The sequence below is a fragment of the Solihabitans fulvus genome (assembly GCF_008386585.1).
Taxonomy (GTDB): Bacteria; Actinomycetota; Actinomycetes; order Mycobacteriales; family Pseudonocardiaceae; genus Solihabitans; species Solihabitans fulvus.
Genome location: NZ_VUOB01000054.1, coordinates 48,537 through 72,644, shown reverse-complemented (window position 1 = coordinate 72,644; position 24,108 = coordinate 48,537). Strand labels below are relative to the sequence as shown.

Sequence of the window (24,108 nt, the reverse complement as noted above, 5' to 3'; positions counted from 1 at the left end):
GAACGGGAAATCCGGTCAATCCTCATGGAAATCGGGAAACCAGACATGCCGCGAACGCGCATCCCTTGCACCACACGAAGATATGCACTGTTCAGTGCCGCACTCCTGGCGGTCGGATTGACCACCGGGATTTCCGCCGTCATTCCGGCGACCGCCGCTCCCTCGTCCGTGCTCACCAAGTCCGCGCAGGACGTCACGTCGCCTGGCGCGAATCCGGCGAACCACGGCGACACCGTCAACTGGTCCATCGGCTACACCGACAACGGTTCGGCGACGCCGGCCCCCGCCACGATCACCGACCCGATCAGCGCTGCGGCGACCGCCCAGACCTATATGCCGGGCTCGCTGCACGCGCCACCGGGGTGGACACCGTCGTGGTCCACGGACGGCAGCACCTTCCAGTCGACCGACCCCGGCACCGCGACGACCGCGGTTCGCGCGAGCAACCCCTCGGCCCGGCCCGGCGGCACCAGCATCAGCAACCCGCTGCTCGCGCCCGTCCAGGCGACCGCGACCGCGACCGGCGGCGACGGGTACACCCCGATCCTGCACCGCACCGCCTCGGGCGCCGTGGAGTCGTGGAACTTCTACCACCACAACGCCGCCAGCCAGCCGAAGGCGGTGTGCGTCGATCTGCTGACCGGCGCGCTGTGCGCGGGCGGACCGTGGCCGAAGCCGCTGAACACCGCCCCCGGCCCGCTCGGTTCCGGCGCGACCGGTGACATCGCCACCCCGTTGACCCCGCAGTACGTGCAGGACCCCGCGCGGCCGGACGTCGTCTACTACGCGGCCGTCACGGTGGCCTCGGTCGGCGTCGGCTGCATCGACCTGGCCGCCCGCGCCAACTGCGGCTATTTCCCGCTCCAGAACACCGGCGGCTCGCCGGTCGTCAGCGGACTGGCCGGCCTGGTCGCGCTCGGCGGGAACATGTACGGCGTGTCGACCAACGGCCAGGTGCTGTGTCTGTCGATCGCGTCGCAGACCCCGTGCGCTGGACAGCCCTACGCCGCCATCGTGCCGCCGAACAACACGGGCGGCCTGTACCTGGGTTCGATGACCCTCGCTGGCGGCAAGATCTTCGCGTCCTCCTCGCCGCAGGGCTCCGCGCAGCCGATGCTCGGCTGCTTCGACCCCGCGACCAACACCGTCTGCGTCGGCTGGGCCTCCCCGCACGCAGTCGGCGCGGCCGGCTACTTCGCCTACGGTGCCTACACGGCGTACGACACCTCGGGCGCGGAGATCGGCGCGTGCGTCAGCGTCGTGAACACACCGCTGACGACCTGCTACACGATCGCGGGCGCGCCGCTCGCCGCGCCGGCCGGCCTCGCGTTCCCGGCGGGGGCGTTGTCGTTCAACCCCACCACCATCACCGCGCCGAACGGACGCCTCCAGAGCTACTTCCCGATCTGGGGCGGCGCGGTGGCCGGCGCGAGTGTCTGCTACGACTGGAACTCGGCGGCGCCCTGCGCCGGTGTGCCGAACCCGCAGACGCATCCCGGCGTGAACGGCGGGGCGACCCGCGACTACGGCTACGCCTACGACAGCACCACCCAGTGCCTGATCGGGCTTGGCGACGCGGGTGTGCTCTTCTCCCAGGATCCGACCACCGGCGGCTCGCCGTGCGTGCACAGCGGGGCGAAGGTCGCGCTCAACCCCTCGGCGTTCTACTGCGACGGCGGCGCCGGGCACGTGCGGGGCTACCAGAAGGCGCAGCTGGAGAACATCAACCTGGCCGACGTCAACCTCGGCGCGTCAACCGCGGTGGTCTCCGATTCCGGCGGGGCGCAGATCGCCACCCTCGGCTTCGCCGCCGACGGATCCGTTGACCTGTCGGGCATTTCCGTGACCGCGCATCCGGACATCACCGTGGACGCGCACCTGGTTCTGCTCAACGGCAACGACTTCACCGGCGGCAACCACCCGGACATGGTGGTGAGCTTCGTGGGTGACGCGCCGCAGGTCTGCTTCCGGACCACCGTCGCGGCCGCCTGCACGGTGACCTCGTTGGCGGACACCGCGACCGGCGTCGACAGCACGGGTTCTTTCTCCTCCAACGCGGTCAGCCTGCGCGTCGCGCCGGGACCGAACTGCCAGCCGAAGGTGTCGGTGAACAAGGAGATCTGCGCGGCGCACAGCGACCACCTGGCCGACTGCGGGCCCGGTGGGGTCGGGCCGTGGGTGAAACAGACCCCGCTTGGCGTGCTGTACGTGCACGCGTTCTGGCGGATCACCGTGGGCAACGCCGGGCCGGTCGGCATCACCCAGGCGACTGTCGTCGACCCGGCCGAGCCGTCCTGCGCGAGCGCGGCCGGCACCTTTGACCTCGCCGCGGGCGCGAGCACCCAGTTCTACTGCGGCAGCTCGATCGCCGTGCTCGACAAGCCCTTCACCAACACCGCGAGCGTCAGCTACCTGCCGATGAACTCGCCGGACGGCACGCCGCCGAGCACGGCCGGTCCGTCCTCGGCGACGGCCTGTCAGTTCGTCTGCGCCTCCTGACAGATTCGGCGGGGGCGCCGCGAACGGGCGCCCCCGCCGACCCTGTGGGCTATGGCGCGATCGGCCCAAGGTAGACCCAGCGGCCGTCCTCCCGCAGGAACCGGCTGTGCTCGTGCAGGTCGCCCGGCCGGCCGCCGTCGCGGTAGTGGGCGCGGAACTCCACCGTGCCCTCGGCCTCGAACAGCCCGCCGCCGGTGCGGCCGAGGACGTCGAGCCGCACCCAGCTCAACTCCTCGTCGAACTCGAGCGAGGCGGGCCGGGTGCTGGAGTGCCAGCTGCGCAGCAGGTAGGGGGCGTCGCCGACGGCGAACGCGCTGAAACGGGAGCGCATCAGCGACTCCGCCGTCGGCGCGGCCTGGCCGGCGTGCAGCCGGCCGCAGCACTCGCCGTAGCTGCCGCCGAGCCCGCACGGGCAGGGTGCGGCCGGGTCCGTCGCCGGTCGGCGCCTGTCGCGTCTGCTCACCCCCCGATTGTCCCCGCAGCCCCTGCGCGGCGCCTCCCGCCCCCGGTGGCGCGCCCGCCGGTTGCCGGTTGGGTGGCGGGGCGCGAGGATCGTCGGGACCCGATGTCCATCCGGCGCGGTCCCGTTCGTCGGTTGGGTGGACCGGCGGCGCGGATCGGCGGTCCGCACCCGAGGGCCGGCGAGGAGAGCGCGTGAACTACCTGCTGATGATCTGCGGCGACGAGACCACGGCCGAGCACGCCGACGACGGCTGCGGCGGCTGGTCGGAGGAGATGGAGGCCAGGGGCGTGCTGCGGGGCGGGGCCGGGCTGCGACCGCCCTCCGACGCCACGACGCTGCGGGTGCGGGGCGACGAGGTGCTGCTGTCCGACGGACCGTTCGCCGAGACCAAGGAACAGATCGGCGGCTTCTGCCTGATCGAGTGCGCCGACCTGGACGAGGCCATCGAGATCGCCGCGAAGCACCCGGCGGCGGCCTACGGCACGATCGAGATCCGACCCATCTGGCAGCCATGACCGTCGAGGTCGACGCCGCGGTCGCGCAGGCTTTCCGGGACGAGTGGGGCCAGGTCGTCGCGACCCTGATCAGGATCACCGGGGACTGGGACCTCGCCGAGGAGTGCGCGCAGGACGCGTTCGCGCAGGCCGTGCGGAACTGGCCGCGCGACGGCGTGCCGCGCCGGCCGGGGGCGTGGCTGACCACGGTCGCGCGCAACCGCGCCACCGACCGGCTGCGGCGCGACGCGGTCGGCGCGGCCAAGCTGAGGGAGGTGGCGGCGATGCCGCCCGAGCCGTACACCGAGGACGACAGCGGCGTGCCGGACGACCGGCTGCGGCTGATGTTCACCTGCTGCCACCCGGCGCTGGCGCTGGAGTCGCGGGTCGCGCTGACGCTGCGGACCCTGGCCGGGCTGACCACCGCCGAGATCGCCAGGGCGTTCCTGGTCGGCGAGCAGACCATGGCCAAGCGGCTGGTGCGGGCCAAGCAGAAGATCCGGCACGCGGGGATCCCCTACCGGGTGCCGGCGGCGCACCTGCTGCCGGAGCGCACTCCCGCCGTGCTCGGCGTGCTGTACCTGCTGTTCAACGAGGGCTACTCGGCGACGGCCGGCGCGGACCTGGTGCGGCGCGGGCTGACCGGCGAGGCGATCCGGCTGGCCAGGGTGCTCGCCGAGCTGATGCCCGACGAGCCGGAGGCGGTCGGCCTGCTCGCCCTGATGCTGTTGCAGGACGCCCGCAGGGCCGCGCGGCTCGACCCGGCCGGCGAGCTGGTGACGCTGTCCGAGCAGGACCGGTCGCGCTGGGACGCCGCCGAGATCGACGAGGGCCTCGCGCTGCTGGACGGCGCCCTGCGGCGCGGCAACGCTGGCCAGTACCAGGTGCAGGCCGCCATCGCCGCGTGCCACGCGAAGGCCGAGGACGCGGCCGACACCGACTGGGCGCAGATCGCGGCGCTGTACGGCTGGCTCGCGCGGTTCGTGCCCTCCCCGGTGGTCGAGCTGAACCGGGCGGTCGCGGTCGGCATGGCCGCCGGGCCCGCCGCGGGCCTCGACCTGGTCGACGCGCTGGGCGCGACCGGCGCGCTCACCGGCTACCACCTCCTGCCGGCGACCAGGGCCGACCTGCTGCGCAGGCTGGACCGCGCCGCTGAGGCCGCCGTCGCCTACCGCGAGGCGCTCGACCTCGCCGCGACCGAGGCCGAGCGCCGCTACCTTGGCCGCAGGCTGGCCGAGGTCACCGCCGGATCGACGCCGTGACGGTGTCCTGCTGAGACCGAGCCGTTCGTCGGTGGGGCATGGACAAGGAAACAAGGACACCGACCGACACTGAGCTGCGGGAAGCGATCGCGGCCGAACGCGGCGAACTGGCCGCCGTCCTGGACGGGCTGTCCGAGCGGCAGTGGGACGCGCCGACGCTGTGCGCCGGCTGGCGGGTGCGCGAGGTCGTCGCGCACGTGACGATGCCCTACCGGTACTCGACCGATCAGATCGCGCTCGAACTCGCCGAGGCGGGCGGGAACTTTGCCACGATGGCCGATCGCGGCGCGCGGCGCGACGCGGCGGCCCTGTCCGCCGGTGAGCTGGCCGCGACGCTGCGGGACAACGCGTCCCACCCGTGGAAGCCGCAGGTCGGTGGGTACGCGGGGGCGCTGACCCACGACGTGATCCACGGCCTCGACTACACCGTGCCGCTCGGCGTCGACCGGCGGGTGCCGGCCGACCGGCTGCGCGTGGTGCTTGGCGGCCTCGTCACGCCGGAGGGCCTGCGGTTCTTCGGCGTCGACCTCACCGGGGTCGAGCTGCGGGCTGACGACCTCGACTGGACCTTCGGATCGGGGACCCCGGTGTCCGGCGCGGCCCAGGACCTCGCGTTGGTGTTGTGCGGCAGGCGATTGCCGGCCGGCAGGCTGCGCGGCGAGCCGGAACAGGTCGCGCGGTGGTGCGGCTGACGGCAGGGCGGCGGTCGCGGGTGTCGCGGCGTGGTCTGGCAGCCCGAGAGGACGGGTGTGCAGTCGAGACAGGGGAAGGGCCGGCGCGGGGCAGGGGAGAGGCCGGCCCCGCGCCGGCCGAGCTTCGTCAGATCAGCCGCCACAGGTGGTCGGGCGTGCCGTTGTCGGTCCACTGCGTCACCTGCGCGCCGTTGGCCATCGACTGCTGGTCAACGGCGACGACCTTGCCGCTGCGCACGTTGACGATCCGGCTCCAGCCGCCGCCCGCGTCCACCAGCCGCCACAGGTGGTCCGGCGTGCCGTTGTCCTGGTACTGCTGCACGTGCGCGCCGTCGTCGAGGCTCTGGTCGTGCACCGCGAGCACCTTGCCGCTGTTGCGGTTCACGATCCGCACGGTGCCATCCCCGTTGTCCACCAACGACCACACGTGGTCGGGCGTGCCGTTGTCCTCCCACTGGGTCACCTCGGCGGTGTCAGCCAGCGACATGTTCGAGACGGCGAGCAGCTTGCCGGAGTGCTGGTTCTGGATCCGCCGCCAGGACGTCGTGCTCGCCGCCGGCCGCACCACCAGGGAGAACATGCCGCCGACGACCGGCCGGTCGGCGAAGCCGCGCTGGCTGGCGTCGGCGACCACGTACCAGTCGGTGAACGGCACCCGCTGCTGCGTCGCCTGCGCGAACCCGAAGACGCCCTCCACCAGGGTCTGCCGGATCGCGGGCTGGTCGGCCAGCCACGCGGCCGTCCAGAGTTCCCAGTCGCCCTTGGCGTAGTTGTTGCGGGGATCCAGGATCACGCCGTGGTTCCCCGCGTGTGACTGGTACCAGGCGGCCTCCTGCGCGGCCACGCCGACGGGCACCAGATCCAACCCGAGCACCCGGTCGGCGAAGCCGTTGTACTTCAGGCTCCACGTGCCGTTCTGGTCGTAGGCCAGCTTGAGGTGCTGGTTGGACGGGTCCTGCGCGAGGGTCACCCACTGGCTCGCGTAGCCGCGCGAGATGGACCGGTAACGCGTGACGTCGCCGGCGTTACCCGCCGCACCGGCGATCACGCCCATCGCGCCGACGCCGATGATGCCCTTGAGCGCGAGGTTGGCGCTGTGCGCGATGAAGCCGGTGAAGTCGTCTGTCTGGTTCTGGAAACCGGGATCGAGCGCGTTGCCGACCAGGTACTCCGCCCACTGGCGCAGGATCGGGTAGTGCGCGGTGGCGAAACCGCTCGCCTCGGCCCGCCCGAGCCGCTGGATCACGGCGGCGGCCATGATCAGCATGTTGGCAGACTCCTCGACCGGCATGTCCTCCTGGCCGCCGAGGTGCCCGTCCGCGATCGGGTAGGACGCGCCCGTGTCGTGCTCCGCAAACGCCTGGCTCCACCCGCCGCTCTCCGCCAGGTGGAGCAGCGGTTCCAGCAGCATGCGCAGGTAGCTCGGCGACAGGTAGAGGTACACGGGGAACGACGGGTACACGACGTCCACAGTGGACACGTTGCCGCTTGAGGAGATCTCCTTCTGGAACGCCCAGGGCGAACCGTCGCGGTCGACCAGTTCGGCGCCGCCGACGGCCTGGCGCAGCGCCAGCGCGCAGATCGCCGCGTAGTGCTCGCCGGTCGAGCCACCGCCCGCGGCGGCCACCGCGTCGTCGTGCACCCGCTGGTCCAGCGCGACCGCCGAGGCCAGCGCGGCGCAGTGGTCGCCGTTGAACCAGTCGACCAGGTCGGTCCAGGATGCCCAGTAGTGCGTCCACCACGGGCTTAGCGGCGCGCCGAGGTAGCTCAGCGCCGGCGTGCGGACGTGCCCGAGGGACACCGTGAACGGCGCGCTGGTCGTGCCGGGGTTGACCGTGCCGAGCCGTTGGTTGAGGCCGAGCACCGGCCAGCGGTCGTTGATGGCCCGTGGCTGGGCCGGGTCGGAGGTGCCGTTCAGCGCGCCCTGCCCGGCCGCCGCCGCCCGCACCACGGTGTCCTGGCCGATCTGCCAGGTCAGGCCGTCGGCGGTCGGCGCGGCGAACACCAGGGAGCCCCAGGACGCCTGGTCGTTGAGTTCCTTGAGCACTTCCGGGTTGGCCGGCGCGCAGGTGAGCGCGGTCATGCTGCTGGTGCGCTGCTGCGCCCAGATGATCGGGGTGGTGATGTCGTTGTGCACCCACTCGCCGGACGCGTCCAGGTAGAGGCTGACGTCGTGGGCCCGGCCGTCGTTGCTGGCGGCCTGCATGGTGACGTAGCTCAGCGGCACGCTCTGCCGTTGCAGGTTGCCGGGGTCGACCGGGGAGAAGAAGGTGACGGTCAGGGTGATGCCGCCGCCGCTCAGCGTGTAGATCGAGCGGGTCGCGGTGAGCTGCAACGAGTTCTGTGTCATGGCGGTCAGGGCGGGGCCGCCGGGCAGGCCGGGCGCGCCGGCGAACACGTACGACGTGCCGTCGATCCGCGCGATGCCGCACAGGGCCGTGATGTGGCCGTTCCAGAACGTCGGCCAGGTGCCAGGCAGGGTGTCACCGGCCAGCCAGGTGGTCAGGTAGGGCGAGCGGACCGCCAGCGGGGTCGCCGGCGGCCGGAGCGGGCTGAATGTGGTGGCAGGTAAGGCCTGACCGGCCGACGGGGACGCGCCCGCCTCGACCGAGGGTAACCAGGCGGTGCCCGCCAGGGCCGCGGTGGTGAGCCCGCTCCACCTGAGCAGATCGCGCCGGGACAACGGGTTCGGGTCGGCGGGGGAGTGGTCCTGGGAACTGGGCATCGGCAGGGTCCTTCCTGGCTGGGCCGAGCACAACTCGCGGACTGGGGGTGCGGCTATCGGCCCGCTCTCGGGCGAGCCAGGGACCGCTGGACGACCACGACGGCGAGCAGGAAGCCGCCGCTGACCACCGACTGGTAGTTGCTGTCCAGCGTGCCGATCTGGTTGATGACGTTCTGGATCACGTTGCGCAGCAACACACCGATGACCGTGCCGAGGACGGTGCCCGCGCCGCCGGTGAGGAGGGTGCCGCCGATGACGACCACCGAGATGGCGTCGAGTTCGGTGCCGACGCCGATCACCGTCACCCCGGACTGGAGGTAGGCGGCGGTCATCGCCCCGGAGAACCCGGCGAGCAGGCCGCTCAGCGTGTACACGACGATCTTGGTGCGGGCCACCGGCAACCCCATCAGCAGCGCCGAGGACTCGGCGCCGCCGGTGGCGAACACCGACTGGCCGAACCTGGTGTGCCGCAACAGGACACCGCCGGCCGCGCACAGCGCGAGGGCGAGGTAGACCGGCACGCCGAGGCCGAGGACCGTGCCGCGCCCGAGTTGCAGGAACGCCGACCCGCCGTGGATCTGGTAGGTGGTGGCGCCCTCGTTGGTGATGGCCAGCAGCAGTCCCCTGGCGAACAGCAGCGAGGCGAGCGTCACGATGAACGGCGCCATCCTGGTGCGGGCCACCAGGATCCCGTTCACCAGGCCGATCAGCCCGCACACCGCCAGCGGCAGCGCGAGCGCCCCGAGGAAGCCCCACCGCGACCCGTACGCGGCCAGCACCCCGCCCAGCGCGTACACCGAGCCGACGGACAGGTCGATGCCGCCGGTGATGATCACGAAGGTCATGCCGAGCGCGATCACCGCGAGGAACGAGCTCTGTAGCGCCAGGTCGCGCAGGTTGTCGGCGCCGCCGAAGCGCGGGAAGGACACCCAGGCGGTGGCGAGCACCAGCACCAGCACGACCGCCGCGCCCTGCCGTTGCAGCACCCCGGCCAGCAGCTGCCGACGGGTGCGCGCGGCGGACGCCGGCGTCGCGCGGGATGTCTCGGCCGCGGCCCGGTCGGCGGCCCTCGGCGTGGTCGACGGCCTCATCGGCTGCTCTGCTCTCGTGCGGCGTACACGGCCACGACGATGATCGCGGCCTGCACCATCTGCGCGGTCGAGTCCGGCAGGTCGTGCTTGATCAGGGTGGCGCGCACCAACTGCATGAGCAGCGCGCCCAGCACCGTGCCGAGCACGCGCACCCGGCCGCCGGTCAGCGGCGTGCCGCCGACCACCACGGCGGTGATCGCGGACAGCTCCATCAGCAGCCCCACGTCGGCGGGATCGCTTGCACCGAGGCGCGCGGTGGCCAGCACGCCCGCGACGGCGGCCAGCAGCCCGCAGATCGCGTACACGCCCAGCAGCACCCGGCGCACCGGCAGCCCGGCCAGCGTGCTCGCGGACCGGTTGCCGCCGACCGCCACGATCCGGCGGCCGAAGGTGGTCCGCCCGACCAGCAGACCGACCACGACCGCGAGGACCGCCGCGACCAGCACGCTGATCGGGACGCCGAGCACGTCGTCGGTGCCCAGCGCGCGGAAGGCGGGCGCGTGCACCTCGACCAGCCGGCCGTGCGCGATCACCAGCGCGAGCCCGCGCCCGCCGACCAGCAGCGCCAAGGTCGCCACGATCGGCTGGATGCCCACGTAGGCCACCAGGAAGCCGTTGAACAGCCCGGCAGCCAGCCCGACGAGCAGCGCCACCACGATCGACGGCACGACGCCGTAGCCGAGGTAGAGCGGGACCAGCGCCGCCGCGAGCGACATCACCGCGCCAACGGACAGGTCGACGCCCTCGGTGCCGATCACCAGCGCCATGCCGAGCGCCACGACGCAGACCGGCGCGGCCTGCACGAGCTGGGTGCGGAAGTTGGCCGTGGACAGGAAGTTCGCGGTGAACAGCAGGTTGAAGACGAGCAGTCCGGCGACGGCGAGGTACACGCCGTACTCCTGGAGCCAGCCGGTCGTGCGGACCCGGCGGGTTCCGACCGGCGCGACGGTCGCCTGGTCAGTCATCGGGATTCCCCTCGTCGACCGCCGCGATCGCGGCCAGCACGTTGTCCTCGGTGACCTGGTCGCCGACGAGTTCGCCGACCACCGCGCCGTCGCGGAGCACCACGACGCGGTCGGCGCCGTCGACGAGTTCCTCCATCTCCGAGGAGATCAGCAGCACGCCGAGCCCCTCCTCGGCGAGTTCCTCGATCAGCGCCTGCACCTCCGCCTTCGCGCCGACGTCGATGCCCCTGGTCGGCTCGTCCAGCAGCAGCACCGTCGGCTGCGTGCACAACCACCTGGCCAGCAACACCTTCTGCTGGTTGCCGCCGGACAGCTCGGCGACCTTCTGGTCCGGGCTGACCGCCTTGATCCGCAGCCTGGTCATGAAGGCCCGCACGATCCGGTCCTGCCTCGCGCGGCTGACCACGCCGAACCGGGACAGTCTCGGCAGCGCGGCGAGCACGATGTTCTCCCGCACCGACAGGGTGGGGATGATGCCGTCGGCCTTGCGGTCCTCGGCGAGCATGCTGATGCCGGCGCGCATCGCCGCGCCGATGTTGTTGCGCCGCACGGGTTTGCCCGCCAGCAGCACGGTGCCGCCGTCCAGCGGCAGCGCGCCGACCACGGCCCGCGCCGTCTCGCTGCGGCCGGAGCCGAGCAGCCCGGCCAGCCCGACGATCTCGCCGGGCCGGACGGTCACGCTGACGCCGGCAAGGCGGTGCGGGCTGGACAGGTTCTCCGCGCGCAGCAACGGTTCCTTGGCCGCGTGCCGGTCGTGGCCGAAGCTGGTCGCGCCGTGCTCGCGGATGTCGCCGACCTCGCGGCCGAGCATCCGGGAGACCAGCTCGATCCGATCCAGCTCGGCCAGCGGCCCGGTGTGCACCCGCCTGCCGTCCCGCAACACGGTGACCCGGTCGCAGATCCGGTACAGCTCCTCCATCCGATGGCTGATGTAGAGGACCGCGATGCTCTGCCGGTGCAGCCGCCCGATGACCGCGAGCAGCGTCTCCACCTCGCGCGGCTCCAGCGATGAGGTCGGCTCGTCCATGATGACCACGCGCGCGTCCACCGAGATCGCGCGCGCCAGCGCCACCATCTGCTGACCGCCGACGCTCAGCTCGCCGAGCGGGCGGCGCACGTCCTCGTGGATGCCGTAGTCGGCGAGGAGTTCGCCGGCCGTCGCGTTCATCCGCGACCAGTCGACCAGGCCCCACCTGGTCCTCGGCTCGCGGCCGAGGTGGACGTTGCCGGCGATGCTCAGCAGCGGGACGAGGTTGACCTCCTGGTAGATCGTGGAGATGCCGGCCTGCTGCGCCTGAATCGGCGTGCCGAAGGCGACCCGCCGCCCGGACTGCCGCAGCTCGCCGCCGTCCGGCTGGTGGACCCCGGTCAGCACCTTGATCAGCGTCGACTTTCCCGCGCCGTTCTCGCCGACCAGCCCGTGCACCTCGCCGGCCCGCAGCGCGAACGACACCCGGTCGAGCGCGGTGACGCCGAGGAACCGCTTGGAGACCTCGACGACCTCGAGGACGGGTTCGTCGTCCACCCTCGTGTTGCCCTCTCGTGCCACGAACGCACTCCTCCCGTTGTCCCGGTGGGGCTCAGCGCTCAGTAGGCGTTGCCGACCTTGGCGGCCGCGTTGGTCTCGTCGTACTGGTCGTCGGAGATGATCACCGTCGGCGGGATGGCCTGGCCGTCCTCGAACTGCTGGAGGGTCTGGAAGGCCAGGTGGCCGAAGCGGGGGTTGGACTCGACGACCGCGTTGTAGCTGCCGTCGGCGATGAGCTGCACCGCGTTGCGCGTGCCGTCGATCGAGACGATCTTGATGTCCTTGCCAGGTGTCCTGCCGGCCGCCTTGAGCGCGTTGACCGCGCCGACCCCCATCTCGTCGTTCTCCGCGTAGACGGCGGTGATGTCGGGGTGGCTCTGGATCAGCTGCTCCATCACGGCCTGGCCCTTGGACCGGTCGAACTCCCCGGTCTGTTCCGCCACAACGGAAAGACCCTTGCTGGCGGCGAGCTGGTCCTTGAAGCCCTGCGTGCGATCGGTCGTCACGTTGTTGCCCGACGCGCCGAGCAGGATGGCCACCTTGCCGGCTCCGCCGGTCACCCTGGCCAGCTCGTCGGCCGCGCGCTTGCCCTGCTCGACGAAGTTGGAGCCGATGAAGGTCAGGTAGTCGGCGCACGGCTGCGAGGTGACCTTGCGGTCGATGGTGACGACGGGGACCTTCTTGGCCTTGGCCGCGTCCAGCGCGGGTTGCAGGCCGTCGGAGTTCAGCGGGGCGACGACGAGTAACTGCGCGCCCTGGTCGAGCATCGACTTGATGTCGCTGATCTGCTTGTTGAGATCGCTCTGCGCGTTGGTGACCAGCAGGTGGTTGGCCGGGATGCCGAGCTTGCCGGCCTCATCCCTGATCGACTGGGTCTCGGCGATCCGGAACGGGTTGGCCTCCTTCTCCGACTGGGAGAACCCGACGACCGCGTTCTTGAGGTCCACCTTGGGGTAGCCGGTCCGGTCGAGCGCGCAGCCGGGGCCGGCGGACTGCGAGGACGCGGCGGACGCCGCGGGACCGGCGCTGCTCTGGCCCGAGGACTGGCTCTCGCTCTTGCTGCATCCGGTGAGCGCGACGGCGGCCACGGCGGCCAGCAGCAGGGTTCGGTTGGCTCGTCGGACGAGTTCGGAGTGTGCCGGCACGGGCATGGTTTCTCCTTGGGCAGACGGGTGCGCCGAGGCGAACGAGGTGCAGGGCTTCAGTGACCGGGGTCACGTCTCTCGGCACTTGTTTACATCGTTGGAACAACGTTGTAAAGAGCGTCGGGCGTGGTTAGACTTCGGCCGCCGGTCCGTTGGTGGGGAAGGGAATCGTGGATGGTCGCCACGCTCAAGGACGTCGCCACGCTGGCCGGCGTGTCGGTCAAGACCGTGTCGAACGTCGTGAACGGGTACGCGTTCGTCAAGGCCGAGAACCGGCGTCGGGTCGAGGAGGCGTTGGCGGCCACCGGCTACCGGCCCAACGTCGGCGCGCGGAACCTGCGCAGGGGCCGCACCGGTTTCCTCGCGCTGATGGTCCCCGAGCTGAGCATCCCCTACTTCGGTGAGCTGGCGGGCCTGGTGATCACCGCGGCGCAGCAACAGGACTGGAGCGTGCTGATCGAGCACACCCAGGGCACCAGGGAGCGCGAGCGCGCCACCCTCGGCTCGCTCGGGCCGCACATGGTGGACGGCGCGATCGTCAGCCCGGAGGCGCTGGAGGCGGAGGACTTCGCCGCGCTCGGCACCGGTGTTCCGCTGGTGATGCTCGGCGAGCACGCCGTCGACGTGCCGATCGACCACGTCGCGATCGACAACGTGCTGGCCGCCAAGACCGCCGTCGGCCACCTCGCCTCGCTCGGCCGCCGCCGGATCGCGGCCATCGGGCAGAACCAGCACCGGGGCACGGCCGCGCTCCGACTGGCCGGCTACCGCGACGCGCTCGCCGAGGCCGGGCTGCCGCAGTCGGACGACCTCGTCGCGCCAGCGCGGAACTATCACCGCCGCGACGGCGCGGAGGCCATGGCCCACCTGCTTGAGCTGCCCGAGCCGCCCGACGCCGTGTTCTGCTTCAACGACCTGCTGGCCATCGGCGCGATGCGGGCCGCGGCCGAACGCGGGCTGCGGATCCCGGCGGACCTCGCGATCGTCGGGTTCGACAACACCGAGGAGAGCGCCTACAGCCTGCCGGCGTTGACCACGATCGCGCCGGACAAGGCCGCCATCGCCAGGACCGCCGTCGACCTGGTGCGGCGCAGGATCGAGTCGACCGACCAGCTTGCCCCGCAGGACATCCAGACGCCGTTCTCCCTGGAGGTCAGGGAGAGCACCGTCGGCCGCGCCACCTGACCGACGCGCGTGCCGAGACCGCCGCTAACCGGACTTCTCCCGGTCGGCCGCGGCCGCCGCGATGCGCTCGCGGAAGGGCCGGCGCTCCAGCGCCAGCACGATCGCGTCGAGGACCTCGCCGAGCGGGTGGGGCAGTTCCGCGTCGAGTTCGGCCGCGGCGGCCGTGGTCGCCGCCCACTCGGCCTCCAGCAGGGGGAGCAGCGCCCTGGTCTTCTCGGTGAGGTGGACGATGCGCTGGCGCGCGTCCTCGCCGGGTTCCAGCGTGACCAGCCCGCGCTTGCTCATCTGCGCCACCGTCTGGCTCGCGGCGGAGTGCGTCACCGAGACGGCGCGCGCCAGATCGCGGATCGGGCTCGGGCCAAGGGACAGCAGCGCGCCGACGACCGGGGTGAACCTCGGCCGGTAGTCCTCGACGCCGAGGTCGACCAGGTAGACGGCGACGTCGCCGTCGAGCAGTTCGAGGACGTGTCGCAACCGCGTGCCGAGCCCCGCCCTCATCCGCAGCGAGTCCATACCGAGATAATAACAGCGCTGTTGCATATCGCCTGGTTCGGCAGAGTCGAGCGCCTGTAGTCACTCAGGCAGACTCTGGTCCACTTCCGCGACGGCTGCTCGCAATACCTCGGCGATAGAGCTCCCGATTTCCTGTTTGTTGTGATACTCGGCGACGGTCGCGATCTGGGTGGGGTTGACGGCGATGACAACACAGGAGCTGTGGCCGTCCCCCCAGCTCAACGTGAGTCCCTGATGGAACTTTCCGACCCAGGGGGATGCCGTTGGGGGCTGCTGATGGCTGTTGGGGGCTGCTGCGTTTTCCTTGGCCAGATACTCCTGAACGGTATGCACCTCCTGGTCCAGCCTGACCGCGACCGCGTCGCCAGCCGTGGTCGACCAGGAGCACTCCGCGTAGCTGGATTTGGCGTCTGTCCTGTGCGGCCCCCACAGCCCGAGCTGCCTGGCCTGGTCGGCGGAGATCAGCCAGCACGGGTCAAGACCGCCGAGCGGGCCCGGCGAGCTGGCAGTCACCGCTCGGCCAGGTACCGGCGCGGAGCATGCCCCTGTCATCGCGAGCAGGACGACGAGCCCAGCGCAGAACGCAACGATCTTCACGCGATCCCCCTGCACACCCAGCGCCCACGACGCTGCCAACGACGGCAGCCTAGCTGGGCGGACCTGCGCGCTGAGGACGTTTGGGCGCGATGAGTTCACCTGCCCCTGCCGGACAACTGGGCCCAGGACGTCCCGGCCAGGACACCCCTAACGGACTCGATCCATTGGCGCACGCGCAGCAGGGCGCGCTCGGCCGGGCTGGGGGCGGGGTCGCTGGTGTTCTCGCGGGCTGGGCGCACCAGGTGCGCTCCCAGCCCGCTGAGGAAGCCCTCGAAGCCCTTTCCCGCGAACCCCTTGTCCGCCAGGATGACCTGCCTGCGGCGACCAGGTGGGAGTCGGCTTCCAGCAACGCGGCCATGACCTCCCGCAAACCCAGGGCGGGGCTGGCAAGGCACCATCGTTCTAGCCGCGGATTGTCAGGACATTCTTGGTGAACAGCTTCAATGACCCGTTCGGACCGGTCACCTCCAATCCCCGCGCCCTCGCCTCGGCGACCATCGCCGCCGCGGCGGCCTGGCCACCAGTTCGGACCCTACGACGGCCGGGGCCGGGCCGGCCACGGCTCAGCGGGCGCTGCCGAGATCGCGGTCCGTTCCGGTGCCTTCGAGAAGGAGGGTGGTCTCCTCGACCCGGCGGAAGCGGCCGTCGGGGGCGTACTCGGCGAAGAGGTAGACCTCCATGCGGACCGTGGCGCCGTCGGTCTTGGTGACGGTCACCGTGTGCCGGTCGGCGTAGCGGTCGCCGTCGACCAGTTCGTCGTGTACCTGGACCGAGCCGTCTGCCACGACGCGGCGCAGGTGCGCGATGTGCGCCAGGAATTCCGGCCGGTCGTCCCAGCGGCCGTCGGTGCGCTGCCGGTAGTCAGGCGCGAAATGGCGGTCGGCGGCGACCTGCAGTTGGCCGAGGAGGCCGAGGGGGCCGCCTCCGCCGACCTGGTCCGCTACTGGGCGACGCGCCAGCCGGAGGCCTTCAGCGTCTACCGCCTGGTGAGCACCGGCCGGATCGTCGCGTTCACCGCCTGGCTCGCCCTGCCCGCCCCGGCCGACCCCCAGGACCTGGCCACCGACCCCGTGGTCGCCGCCGCCTGGGAGTACGCCGAGGCCACCGCTCCGGTGCGACCCGGTGAACACATCGGCATAAGCCGCTTCTCGGTCTACCCCGGGCGGTACCAGGTGCCCTCACGCGTCATCGATCTGAGCAGCTCCCGTGCCCAGGCCGAGTCCGCCCGCGCCCGCGGCCGCGCCTACGGCTTCGCCGTGTGGCGGGACGCCGACGCCTGGGCCGAGCGGGTCAAGGGCAGCCTCACCGACTCCGGCGCGCGCCCGCGGGTCGGCGAGCACACCTACGGCCTGTTCGGCGTCGACTGGCGGCAGGTGCCCGTGGAGACCTGGCTGCGCCACTTCATCGCCGCCACCGCTATACCCGCCTCATCCAGGCCCTCTGGCTTCTCCCGCAACGCGTTCGACCAAGCCGTACGTGAAGCCCTCGCACACTGGCGCACTCCCAGGTCCTTCGCCGCGTGCGCACTGCTGCGCGCCCGCCTGGCGGCAGATCTCACCGACCCCGCTGAACAGATGCGCGCCCTCCTACGCCGTACCGTGGACGATTTGGCCGCCGACCCTCGCGGCGTGCGCGCCCGCGAGGCCCTGACCGCGAGCTACTTCTCCGGCGCGCCCACCCAGGAGGCCGCCGCCCGCCGCCTCGGCCTCCCTTCGGCACTTACCGCCGCCACTTACGCCAAGGCCTGGACCTGCTCTGCGACACCCTCTGGCAGCAGGAGTTGCACGGCCCCAGCTAAACGGGCTTACGAACGCGGCGCACGCCGCTGGACGCGGCCCCGACCGCTTGCTTGGCCGCGGCGATCTGGTCCGGGCGCAGCCTGGCGACACGGCGGGCGAGTGTGTCGACGAAGTCGTCGAGTTCGTCGGTGGGGAGGGCGCGGTTGACCCAGCCGTAGCGCTCGGCTAAGTCCGCGTCGAGCAGGTTCCCGCTGGGGATGACTTCCAACGTCCTAGCGCGCGCGTTCCGGGGTGAGCAGGGTGGGTCGGTCTCCCGGGGCGTCTGGCCCTTGGGGAGACCGACCCGCCGAGGTCACTCGCTGGCAGTGCCCGTTGGCTTGGACCGCTTGCGCAGCGCGGCGCCGAGCGCTATGCCGAGCGCGAGAACGCCGGCCGCGAGCCCGATGCCGCCCAGCCAGCGGGCGGTGGCGTCCGTGCTCGACGACGGGGCGGCTGACGGTGCGGCGGGCTTCGCGGCGCCCGCGTCGTCCTTGGCGGTCAGCTTGAGCAGCGGCGCGGGGTGCTCCGGGTCGGGCGCACCGGCCGCGGCCGGCGGAGCGTCCCACGTGACGACGTCGTCGTTGGAGTATGTCTGCTTTGCCGGCAGCAGCAGCTGGTCGGTGGTGTCGGGCATGGGACCGGCCAGCATCGAGAACCGTAGGAACTCGCCGGGTGCGATCTGCGTGCCGGGGTTCGCGGTCCAGGTGATGGTCGTGACCGCCTCGGTGACGTCGGAGTTGTTCTGGTGCACCGGTTTCGGCAACGGTGCGGTGGCGACCTTGGCGGTCCAGCCGGGGATGGGCGTGGTGCGTGCCTCGGCCACCGGGTGGTCGGCGGGGAACGTGACCTCCAGCTTCACCACTCCGGCCGTGGTTTCCTCGTTGGGCACCCGGAAGGTGATGGTGGCGTCGTCGCCCTTGGCTGCCTGGCCGGGATCGGTCTCCACGTGCGCGGAGGCGACGACGGGAACGGCCAGCATGGCTGCCGCCGCGATGCTGGCGGCAATGCCGCCGCGGACCAACGGTCGTGAACGTGTTATCGACATGGCTCCTGAATTTTCTGCTCGACGATGGTCCGGCCACGGGGTGGGGCCGGATCAGGGGACGGGCGGTCAGGAGCGGTACGGCGGTCCTCGGCGGGACTGGGTCCTGCGCAGCAGGACGGACATCTCGGTGCCACCAGCACACACCGGCACCGCGAGGGTAGGCATCGGGCGCGAGGCGGGCAGTACGGGCAGCGGGCGGGGCACTATCCGGTGCAGTGTCGCCGACACGGCGAGCAGCATCGCGTCCGCGCGATCCAGCATCGCGGCCATCGCCACGGCGGCCAGCCCATGCGCGGCCGTCATCACCACCGGCCCGGCGACCAGCGGCGCCGCGGGGTGCGACGCGCCGAGGCTTAACAGGGCGTGCGCACCGAGTTGGGTGGCACCCATTACCGCCATCGTGACGGCGGGACGCCGGCCACGCCCGGCCAACACCGTACCCACAGCAGCCACCAGCGCGGTGAACACCAACAGCGGGCCGACGTCGGGCAGGCTCCCACAGGCCACGCCGTGCGCGGTGACGGTCAACGCGGTAGACGCAGCGGCCAGCAAACACCCACGCACGACGCGGAACGCTCGCGTGGTCACTGCCGCCGACACGCCGTGAGCCTAGACGGCCGAGAAGACGTCCTATGATCAGCTGCTTTGGGAGCGTCCCGAAACCATCCCTGTAGGTTCCGGATTCCCCGTCAACAGCCCTTAGTCCGGCGGGCCGCCGACGGCCAGCGCGAGCCGCAGCGCCGCGTCGCGCAGCCGGTTGAAGCGGCGCGCGTTCGCCATCCGGTTCACCACTCGGGCCGTGCGCGCCAGTCGCTGCGTCGGCCTGCGGCGGAGCGCGTCGTAGGCGGCGAGGCCGTCGGTCACGTTCGGGTGTTCGGCCAGGCAGCGCGCAACGGTCACGCCGTCGACGAGCGCCTCGCACGCTCCTCGCCCGAGGTCGGGGGTCATCGCGTGCGCCGCGTCGCCGATGAGCGCGACCCTGCCGCGCACGTAGGACGGCAGCGGCGGGTCGAGGTAGTGCAGGTCGTGCCGCAGCACCTCGTCCTCGCCCATCCGGTCGATGACCTTGCGCACCTCGCGGTGCCAGTGCCCGAAGTGCTTGCGCAGCAAGGGGATCTCGGCGCCGGGGGAGCGTTGTCCTTCCGGGGCCAACGCGCACGCGAACCAGTTGGTCCTGCCGTCCTCCCTCGGCGTGATGCCGAACCGCGCGCCCTCGCCCCAGGTCTCGGTGACCGGTCCGGCCTCGCCGTCGACCGTGCCGCGCCACGTGGTCGCCCCGACGTAGCGTGGCCGGTACGCCGGGCCGAACAGCGCGGCGCGCGCCCGGCTGCGCAGGCCGTCCGCGGCGATCACCGCGTCGTAGCCGGCCAGTTCGCCGATGTCGGCCACCTCGCTGTCGAAGCGCACGACGGACTCGTCCAGCGCCCCGCCGAGCAGGCCGAGCAGGGCGGGACGGGACAGCAGGCGCACGGCGTCGCCGGTCCGCCGCTCGATCGCGCTGACGTCGATCGGCGCGATGCGGCTGCCGTCGGGACGCAGGAACGCGCCCCCAGTCTGCGCTCGGCCGAGGTCCCGCACTGCCGCGCCGACGCCGATGGTGTCCAACGCCCGTAACGCGCCGGGCCATAGGCCGAGGGCGGTGCCGGTGGCCGGCAGGGCCGTCGAGCGCTCGAACACCTCCACGTGCCAGCCGCGGTCGCGCAGATGGATGGCGGCGGCGAGGCCACCGATGCCGCCGCCGACGATGGCCGCTTTCCTGGTCATGGCCGGACCATACTATGAACGTAGTATTCGGTACTATGCCTGTAGTGAAATCGAGGGAGTGAGATGTCGCGCAGGCGCGAACAGGTGCTCAACGCCGCCATCGAGGTGCTCGGCACGGGAGGGGCGCGTCGGCTGACCTACCAGGCGGTCGACGCGGCGGCGGAGGTGCCGGCCGGCACGACGTCCAACTACTTCCGCAATCGGGCCGCGCTGCTCGACGGCGTGGTGCGGCAGATCGAGGCGCTGGACCGGCTCGACTGGGAGGCCTTCAGTGCGGCGGTGCGGCCCGCCAGCCTGGACGAGCTGGTCGAGGCGATGGCGACGTTCGTCCGGCAGGCGACCGGGCCCGGCCGCGCCAGGACCACCGCCAGATACCTGCTTTTCCTTGAGGCGTCGGCCAATCCCGAGCTGCGCGAGCCGCTGGCGCGCAGCCGCGCGGCGATCGTCGACTGGGGCGCGCCGTGGCTGCGCCTGCTCGGCTCCCCGACGCCGGAGCGGCACTGCGTCGTGCTGCTGGACTACCTCGACGGCCTTGTCCTGCACTACATCGCGATGCCCGGCCCGGCCATCGACCCCGAGGGCATCCGAGGAGTCGTGGCCGGGCTGGTCGGCATGGCTTAGGTGGGTGTCCGGGAACGTCGTCGGAGGAGGGGCCCGGCGAACGTTTCCGGACACCGCACCAGCTCAAGCCGCTCTCAGCCGAGGTACGGCGGGGCGACGCCCCAGCCCCAGTGCGGCACGGGGGCCTGAAGGAACGGCTTCGCGTCGGGCTGGGAGTTGGCGTGGGCGAGCCGGGTGCCCCACTCGATGTAGGACACGAATGCGGCGCGGAACTCGGGGTCGGCCGGCAGGCCCACCTCGTCGGCCGTGTCCAGCAGGAGGCTCACCCAGCGGCGGCGCTGCGGTTCGCTGATGTGCTTGCCGAGGTGCTGGGTGACCATGTGGTGGTAGCCGCCCCGCTCCTTGGTGTAGCGGTCGGGGCCGCCGAAGACCTCCGTCAGCCACATCGCCACGAAGTGCGGGTGGTCGGGGTTCATGCCCGCGAACAGCGGGCCGATCAGGTCGTCCGCGAGCACCTTCCGGTAGAACGCCTCGGTGAGGCGCTCGAACGCCTCGTCGCCGCCCGCCCAGTCGTACAGGCTCGGCACCGATGCGCCCCTGCCGTGCACGGCCGTGTGCTCGTAGTGCCGCATCTCCTCGATGTTGGGCACATAGGGCTTGATCGCGGCGAGGAACTCGGGGAACTGCTCGCCCTCCCGGAACCCCTTGAGGTGGTCCTCGGCCGAGGTCCAGACGATGCGCAGGACGTAGCACTCCGGCTCGTCGGTGCTGCGCGTCAGCTCGAAGTCGACGCACTGCGGCGCCGCGCCAAGCGGCCCGGCGGCGCGGGCGTAGGCGGTCTCGAACTCGGCGCGCTGCTCCGCCGGGATCCGGTAGCGGATGTACTCGACGATCATGGGCCTGCCTTCTGATCGCTCCAGCGAGGCGGCGCCGCGCCGCGAACGCGCGACGACCACGGGTGCGCCGCGCTCGATAAGGTGACTGTCGCTCTGGATTCCAATACAATACAGAGGTGGATTGAATTGGCAAGAGGGAAGGTCGACCGGTGACGAGAAGGGCAGGTCGAACGCGGGACGCCTCCATCGACGCGAGAATCCTCGCCGTCGCCCGACGTCACCTGTCCGTGCAAGGCTACGAGGGCATGTCGATCGCCGCCGTCGCCGAGGAGGCCGGCACTACCCGCCAGGCCCTCTACCGCCGCTGGCCGGACAAGGCCGCGCTGGCCGCCGCCGTCGTCGCCGCCATCGAGGACGGCGGCCCGAGGCCCGCCAGGGACGACGAGCCCTACGCCGCGCTGGTCGCCGAACTCGCCGACTTCCAACGCGGCGTGTCGGGGCCTGGCCGGCTGTCCCTGGTCGGCACCATGCTCCAGGACACCACCGCGCCCGACGTGCTGGCCAGGTACCGGGCCAGGGTGATCGCGCCGAGGCGGGCCCGCCTGCTCGACATCCTGTCCAGCGCCCGCGAGCTCGGCCTCATCGACGCCGACGCGGACCTCGAGGTCGCCGTGACGATGTGCACCGGAAGTTGGTACGGCCGCGCCCTCGCCGAATCGCGCCCGCCCCGGCACTGGCCGGAACGGTCCGCCGCGCTCGTCTGGCGGGCCGTCGGCGGCCGGGTGCCGGCCGGCGGGCGCGACCAGCATCTCGGCTAGACCCTCCGGCTAGGCCTTTCCGGTTAGGGCGCGACCGCCAACAGGATCTTCAGCAGCTCGTCCGGCGCGTCGCGCACCACGTCGTGCCCGGACGCCACGGTGTGCACCGTCCACTCGGGATCCTCGCGCAGGCGGTCGTGGAACGGGGTGAACGGCGTCCCCTCGAACTCCGTCAGGTACAGATAGTCCTTGCGGCTCACCAGGTCCTTCGCCCCGGTGAGCCGGATGCGCTGGACCAGTGACGCCAACGGGTGCGGTCTCGTCCTCGGGTCGAGCGCGGGGTTCATCGGCTCGACGGCGAGGCCGGTGGCGCCCGAGCCCGCGATGTAGCGCTGCCGCCAGAGGTCGTTGGCCAGGGTCCACACGGAGTCCCCGTCCTCCGGCACGAACGCGTCGACGTAGACCAGTCCGGCGACGCGCGCCGGCACGCGGTCCGCGGCGCCGGTGATCGGCATCCCGCCGTAGCTGTGCCCGACCAGCACGACATCGGTCAACTGCTCGGACTCCAGCACGTCGACCACGTCCTGGATGTGGGTGTCCAGGTTCGCCGAGGCGCCGGCCGGGTCGGCGTGGTCGCCGAGACCCGTCAGCGTCACCGGGTACGCGTCGTGGCCGTGCTCCCGCAGTTGGTCGGCCAGCGGCTCGAACCACCAGCCGCCGTGCAGCATGCCAGGGACAAGGACAAAGGTCGTCATGGTGCCGTCTCTCCGTGTCTTGAGTGTCTTGACGAGTCAGTCGGCGATGGCCGGCGGGATGTTGTGGTTGAGGCGGAAGGTGTTCGCCGCGTCGTACTCGGCCTTCAGCTCGGCAAGCCGTTGGTAGTCGGCAGGGTCGTAGGCCGCGCGGACCTGGTCGGCGTCCTTCGCGCCGAACAGGAAGTTCAGCGACCGACCGACCGTCCACGGCGCCAAGGCGTCCAACACTCCTTGCTGCGTCGAGAGAAGCGTGTCCTCGTCCGCCGTGCCGAGGATCGAGATGAGGCGGACCAGGTACGTGGCGTCGCGGTGGCCCACCGCGCTGGCGACCTCGGGCTCCCGCGACAGCGCGCCGCCGAGGTGGTTGACCTGCACGATGCAGCCGACCGGCGCGGTCGGGCCGACCAGGTCGAGCACGGTCGGCATGGCCGTCGCGTCCAGCTCGCGCAGCAGCGCGTTCGTGCCGAGGTAGGGATGCGGGAACGTCGGGTCGTTGTAGATCGACCAGGACTCCGTGTACGGCATCTCCGCCAGTGTGTCCATCAGCCGGGGACCGACCGCGCGCAGCGGCTCGACCAGTCGCTCGCCGGTGGCCTCGTCGCCGGTGTAGGCGATCCGGACGTGCGCGACGTAGCGACCCCGCAGCAGCTCGGGCACCCTCGGCAGGTCGGGGAACCGGATCAGCGCCACCGACGAGGACAGCTCCTCTGGCACCGTCGCGGTCCACTCCCGCCACGCCTGGAGTACGTCGGTCACCTGGTCGGTGCCGAAGTACAGGCCGCCGCCGTAGACCCTGGCCACCGGCACGAGGTCGATCCGCAGGCCGGTCACCACGCCGAAGTTGTTCTGGCCGCCGCGCAGCGCCCAGAACAGATCGGCGTCGCTGTCCGGCGTGACGTGCCGAAGCACGCCGTCGGCGGTGACCACGTCGATGGCGCGCACGTGGTCCGAGGCGTAGCCGAACTCGCGAGCCAGCAGGCTGATGCCGCCGCCGAGCGTGTAGGCGACGGCCCCGACGTGCGGCGCCGAGCCGTTCAGCGGCGCCAATCCGTGCGGCGCGGCCTCGGCGATCACCTGGTCCCAGCGCACGCCGGCCTCGACCCACGCGGTGCGGGTCTCGGGGTCGATGCTGACGCCGGTCATCCGGCGGGTGCTGATCAGCACGCCGCCCTCGGCGGTCACCGACAGTCCGTGCCCGGTTGCCTGCACGGCGACCGGCAGCCCGTGGTCGCGGGCGAACTCCACCGCCGCGCGCACGTCGGCCGCGTCCGCCGCGCCGACGAGGATCGACGGCCGGTGCGTCGCGGCGGTCTGGAAGCCCGCCCGCTCGGTGTCGAACTCCTCGTCGCCAGGGCGGAGCACGGATCCCCGCACCCGGCCGGCCAACGCGTCGATCGCGTCCTGCGGGGCGGTCAGGGTCGCTGGTGTGGTGTTCATGGAACCGACTCTAGG

Annotated in this window: 24 protein-coding genes; 7 read left to right on the top strand and 17 right to left on the bottom strand. The window is 71.9% G+C overall.

Annotated elements, in window-relative coordinates; genetic code table 11:
* Positions 1-117: 117 nt before the first annotated feature.
* Positions 118-2,499: a DUF7617 domain-containing protein gene (locus F0L68_RS27620; RefSeq protein WP_223199172.1), complete on the top strand. Its 2,382-nt coding sequence runs from the start codon at positions 118-120 to the stop codon at positions 2,497-2,499.
* 49 nt (positions 2,500-2,548) lie between these two features.
* Here the strand turns inward: F0L68_RS27620 and F0L68_RS27615 are convergent, their stop codons facing one another.
* On the bottom strand, positions 2,549-2,962 hold the full coding sequence (locus F0L68_RS27615) for a YchJ family protein (protein WP_149852745.1): 414 nt from the start codon (positions 2,960-2,962) through the stop codon (positions 2,549-2,551).
* Between the two features lie 191 nt (positions 2,963-3,153).
* Here F0L68_RS27615 and F0L68_RS27610 point away from each other — a divergent pair, with 191 nt between their 5' ends.
* The 3 genes from F0L68_RS27610 to F0L68_RS27600 are packed head-to-tail and all read left to right on the top strand — an operon-like array spanning position 3,154 to position 5,410.
* On the top strand, positions 3,154-3,477 hold the full coding sequence (locus F0L68_RS27610) for a YciI family protein (protein ID WP_149852744.1): 324 nt from the start codon (positions 3,154-3,156) through the stop codon (positions 3,475-3,477).
* Positions 3,474-4,718, top strand: coding sequence for an RNA polymerase sigma factor (locus F0L68_RS27605; RefSeq protein ID WP_149852743.1), 1,245 nt, complete (start codon positions 3,474-3,476; stop codon positions 4,716-4,718). Before F0L68_RS27610 ends, F0L68_RS27605 begins: the two co-directional genes overlap by 4 nt.
* Before the next feature lie 38 nt (positions 4,719-4,756).
* The gene (locus F0L68_RS27600; protein ID WP_149852742.1) at positions 4,757-5,410 is read left to right on the top strand and encodes a maleylpyruvate isomerase family mycothiol-dependent enzyme; all 654 of its coding nucleotides are present in this window, start codon (positions 4,757-4,759) and stop codon (positions 5,408-5,410) included.
* Between the two features lie 127 nt (positions 5,411-5,537).
* Here the strand turns inward: F0L68_RS27600 and F0L68_RS27595 are convergent, their stop codons facing one another.
* The 5 genes from F0L68_RS27595 to F0L68_RS27575 are packed head-to-tail and all read right to left on the bottom strand — an operon-like array spanning position 5,538 to position 12,870.
* Positions 5,538-8,135 carry a glutaminase domain-containing protein gene (locus tag F0L68_RS27595; protein WP_149852741.1) on the bottom strand — a complete coding sequence of 866 codons (2,598 nt, stop codon included), beginning with the start codon at positions 8,133-8,135 and terminating at the stop codon, positions 5,538-5,540.
* A 53-nt stretch (positions 8,136-8,188) separates the two neighbouring features.
* Positions 8,189-9,226, bottom strand: coding sequence for an ABC transporter permease (locus F0L68_RS27590; RefSeq protein WP_149852740.1), 1,038 nt, complete (start codon positions 9,224-9,226; stop codon positions 8,189-8,191).
* Complete coding sequence (locus F0L68_RS27585) at positions 9,223-10,191, bottom strand: ABC transporter permease (protein ID WP_149852739.1); 969 nt, start codon at positions 10,189-10,191, stop codon at positions 9,223-9,225. Before F0L68_RS27585 ends, F0L68_RS27590 begins: the two co-directional genes overlap by 4 nt.
* On the bottom strand, positions 10,184-11,740 hold the full coding sequence (locus F0L68_RS27580) for a sugar ABC transporter ATP-binding protein (protein ID WP_149852738.1): 1,557 nt from the start codon (positions 11,738-11,740) through the stop codon (positions 10,184-10,186). Before F0L68_RS27580 ends, F0L68_RS27585 begins: the two co-directional genes overlap by 8 nt.
* Positions 11,741-11,778: 38 nt before the next feature.
* Positions 11,779-12,870 carry an ABC transporter substrate-binding protein gene (locus F0L68_RS27575; RefSeq protein WP_149852737.1) on the bottom strand — a complete coding sequence of 364 codons (1,092 nt, stop codon included), beginning with the start codon at positions 12,868-12,870 and terminating at the stop codon, positions 11,779-11,781.
* A gap of 168 nt (positions 12,871-13,038) precedes the next feature.
* Between F0L68_RS27575 and F0L68_RS27570 the strand changes: the two genes are divergently transcribed.
* A complete protein-coding gene (locus F0L68_RS27570; protein WP_149852736.1) occupies positions 13,039-14,049 on the top strand; it encodes a LacI family DNA-binding transcriptional regulator in 1,011 nt (336 codons plus the stop codon).
* Positions 14,050-14,073: 24 nt separating this feature from the next.
* On the opposite strand, the gene F0L68_RS27565 is transcribed toward F0L68_RS27570, so the two are convergent.
* From F0L68_RS27565 to F0L68_RS27535, 8 genes are all read right to left on the bottom strand, one after another.
* Positions 14,074-14,562 (bottom strand): MarR family transcriptional regulator, encoded by a 489-nt coding sequence (locus F0L68_RS27565; RefSeq protein ID WP_223199171.1) that lies wholly within the window; start codon positions 14,560-14,562, stop codon positions 14,074-14,076.
* A 60-nt stretch (positions 14,563-14,622) separates the two neighbouring features.
* Positions 14,623-15,159: a hypothetical protein gene (locus tag F0L68_RS27560; RefSeq protein ID WP_149852735.1), complete on the bottom strand. Its 537-nt coding sequence runs from the start codon at positions 15,157-15,159 to the stop codon at positions 14,623-14,625.
* A 95-nt stretch (positions 15,160-15,254) separates the two neighbouring features.
* Entirely contained in the window at positions 15,255-15,398 is a 144-nt protein-coding gene (locus F0L68_RS42695) for a hypothetical protein (protein WP_188316865.1), read from the bottom strand.
* A 324-nt stretch (positions 15,399-15,722) separates the two neighbouring features.
* Positions 15,723-16,289: a nuclear transport factor 2 family protein gene (locus F0L68_RS27555; RefSeq protein WP_223199170.1), complete on the bottom strand. Its 567-nt coding sequence runs from the start codon at positions 16,287-16,289 to the stop codon at positions 15,723-15,725.
* A 664-nt stretch (positions 16,290-16,953) separates the two neighbouring features.
* Positions 16,954-17,166: a hypothetical protein gene (locus tag F0L68_RS27550; RefSeq protein WP_149852734.1), complete on the bottom strand. Its 213-nt coding sequence runs from the start codon at positions 17,164-17,166 to the stop codon at positions 16,954-16,956.
* Between the two features lie 84 nt (positions 17,167-17,250).
* Entirely contained in the window at positions 17,251-17,916 is a 666-nt protein-coding gene (locus tag F0L68_RS27545; RefSeq protein ID WP_223199169.1) for a YcnI family copper-binding membrane protein, read from the bottom strand.
* A 132-nt stretch (positions 17,917-18,048) separates the two neighbouring features.
* Positions 18,049-18,582 carry a hypothetical protein gene (locus F0L68_RS27540; RefSeq protein ID WP_149852732.1) on the bottom strand — a complete coding sequence of 178 codons (534 nt, stop codon included), beginning with the start codon at positions 18,580-18,582 and terminating at the stop codon, positions 18,049-18,051.
* A gap of 99 nt (positions 18,583-18,681) precedes the next feature.
* Positions 18,682-19,746 carry an FAD-dependent monooxygenase gene (locus F0L68_RS27535; RefSeq protein WP_149852731.1) on the bottom strand — a complete coding sequence of 355 codons (1,065 nt, stop codon included), beginning with the start codon at positions 19,744-19,746 and terminating at the stop codon, positions 18,682-18,684.
* Between the two features lie 63 nt (positions 19,747-19,809).
* Here F0L68_RS27535 and F0L68_RS27530 point away from each other — a divergent pair, with 63 nt between their 5' ends.
* The gene (locus F0L68_RS27530) at positions 19,810-20,367 is read left to right on the top strand and encodes a TetR/AcrR family transcriptional regulator (RefSeq protein WP_149852730.1); all 558 of its coding nucleotides are present in this window, start codon (positions 19,810-19,812) and stop codon (positions 20,365-20,367) included.
* Between the two features lie 74 nt (positions 20,368-20,441).
* Here F0L68_RS27530 and F0L68_RS27525 read toward each other — a convergent pair whose 3' ends face one another.
* Complete coding sequence (locus F0L68_RS27525; RefSeq protein ID WP_149852729.1) at positions 20,442-21,203, bottom strand: globin domain-containing protein; 762 nt, start codon at positions 21,201-21,203, stop codon at positions 20,442-20,444.
* 149 nt (positions 21,204-21,352) lie between these two features.
* Here F0L68_RS27525 and F0L68_RS27520 point away from each other — a divergent pair, with 149 nt between their 5' ends.
* The gene (locus F0L68_RS27520) at positions 21,353-21,961 is read left to right on the top strand and encodes a TetR/AcrR family transcriptional regulator (RefSeq protein ID WP_149852728.1); all 609 of its coding nucleotides are present in this window, start codon (positions 21,353-21,355) and stop codon (positions 21,959-21,961) included.
* 23 nt (positions 21,962-21,984) lie between these two features.
* Here F0L68_RS27520 and F0L68_RS27515 read toward each other — a convergent pair whose 3' ends face one another.
* A complete protein-coding gene (locus F0L68_RS27515) occupies positions 21,985-22,656 on the bottom strand; it encodes an alpha/beta fold hydrolase (RefSeq protein WP_149852727.1) in 672 nt (223 codons plus the stop codon).
* Positions 22,657-22,692: 36 nt separating this feature from the next.
* A complete protein-coding gene (locus F0L68_RS27510; RefSeq protein ID WP_149852726.1) occupies positions 22,693-24,093 on the bottom strand; it encodes an FAD-binding oxidoreductase in 1,401 nt (466 codons plus the stop codon).
* Between the last annotated feature and the right edge of the window lie 15 nt (positions 24,094-24,108).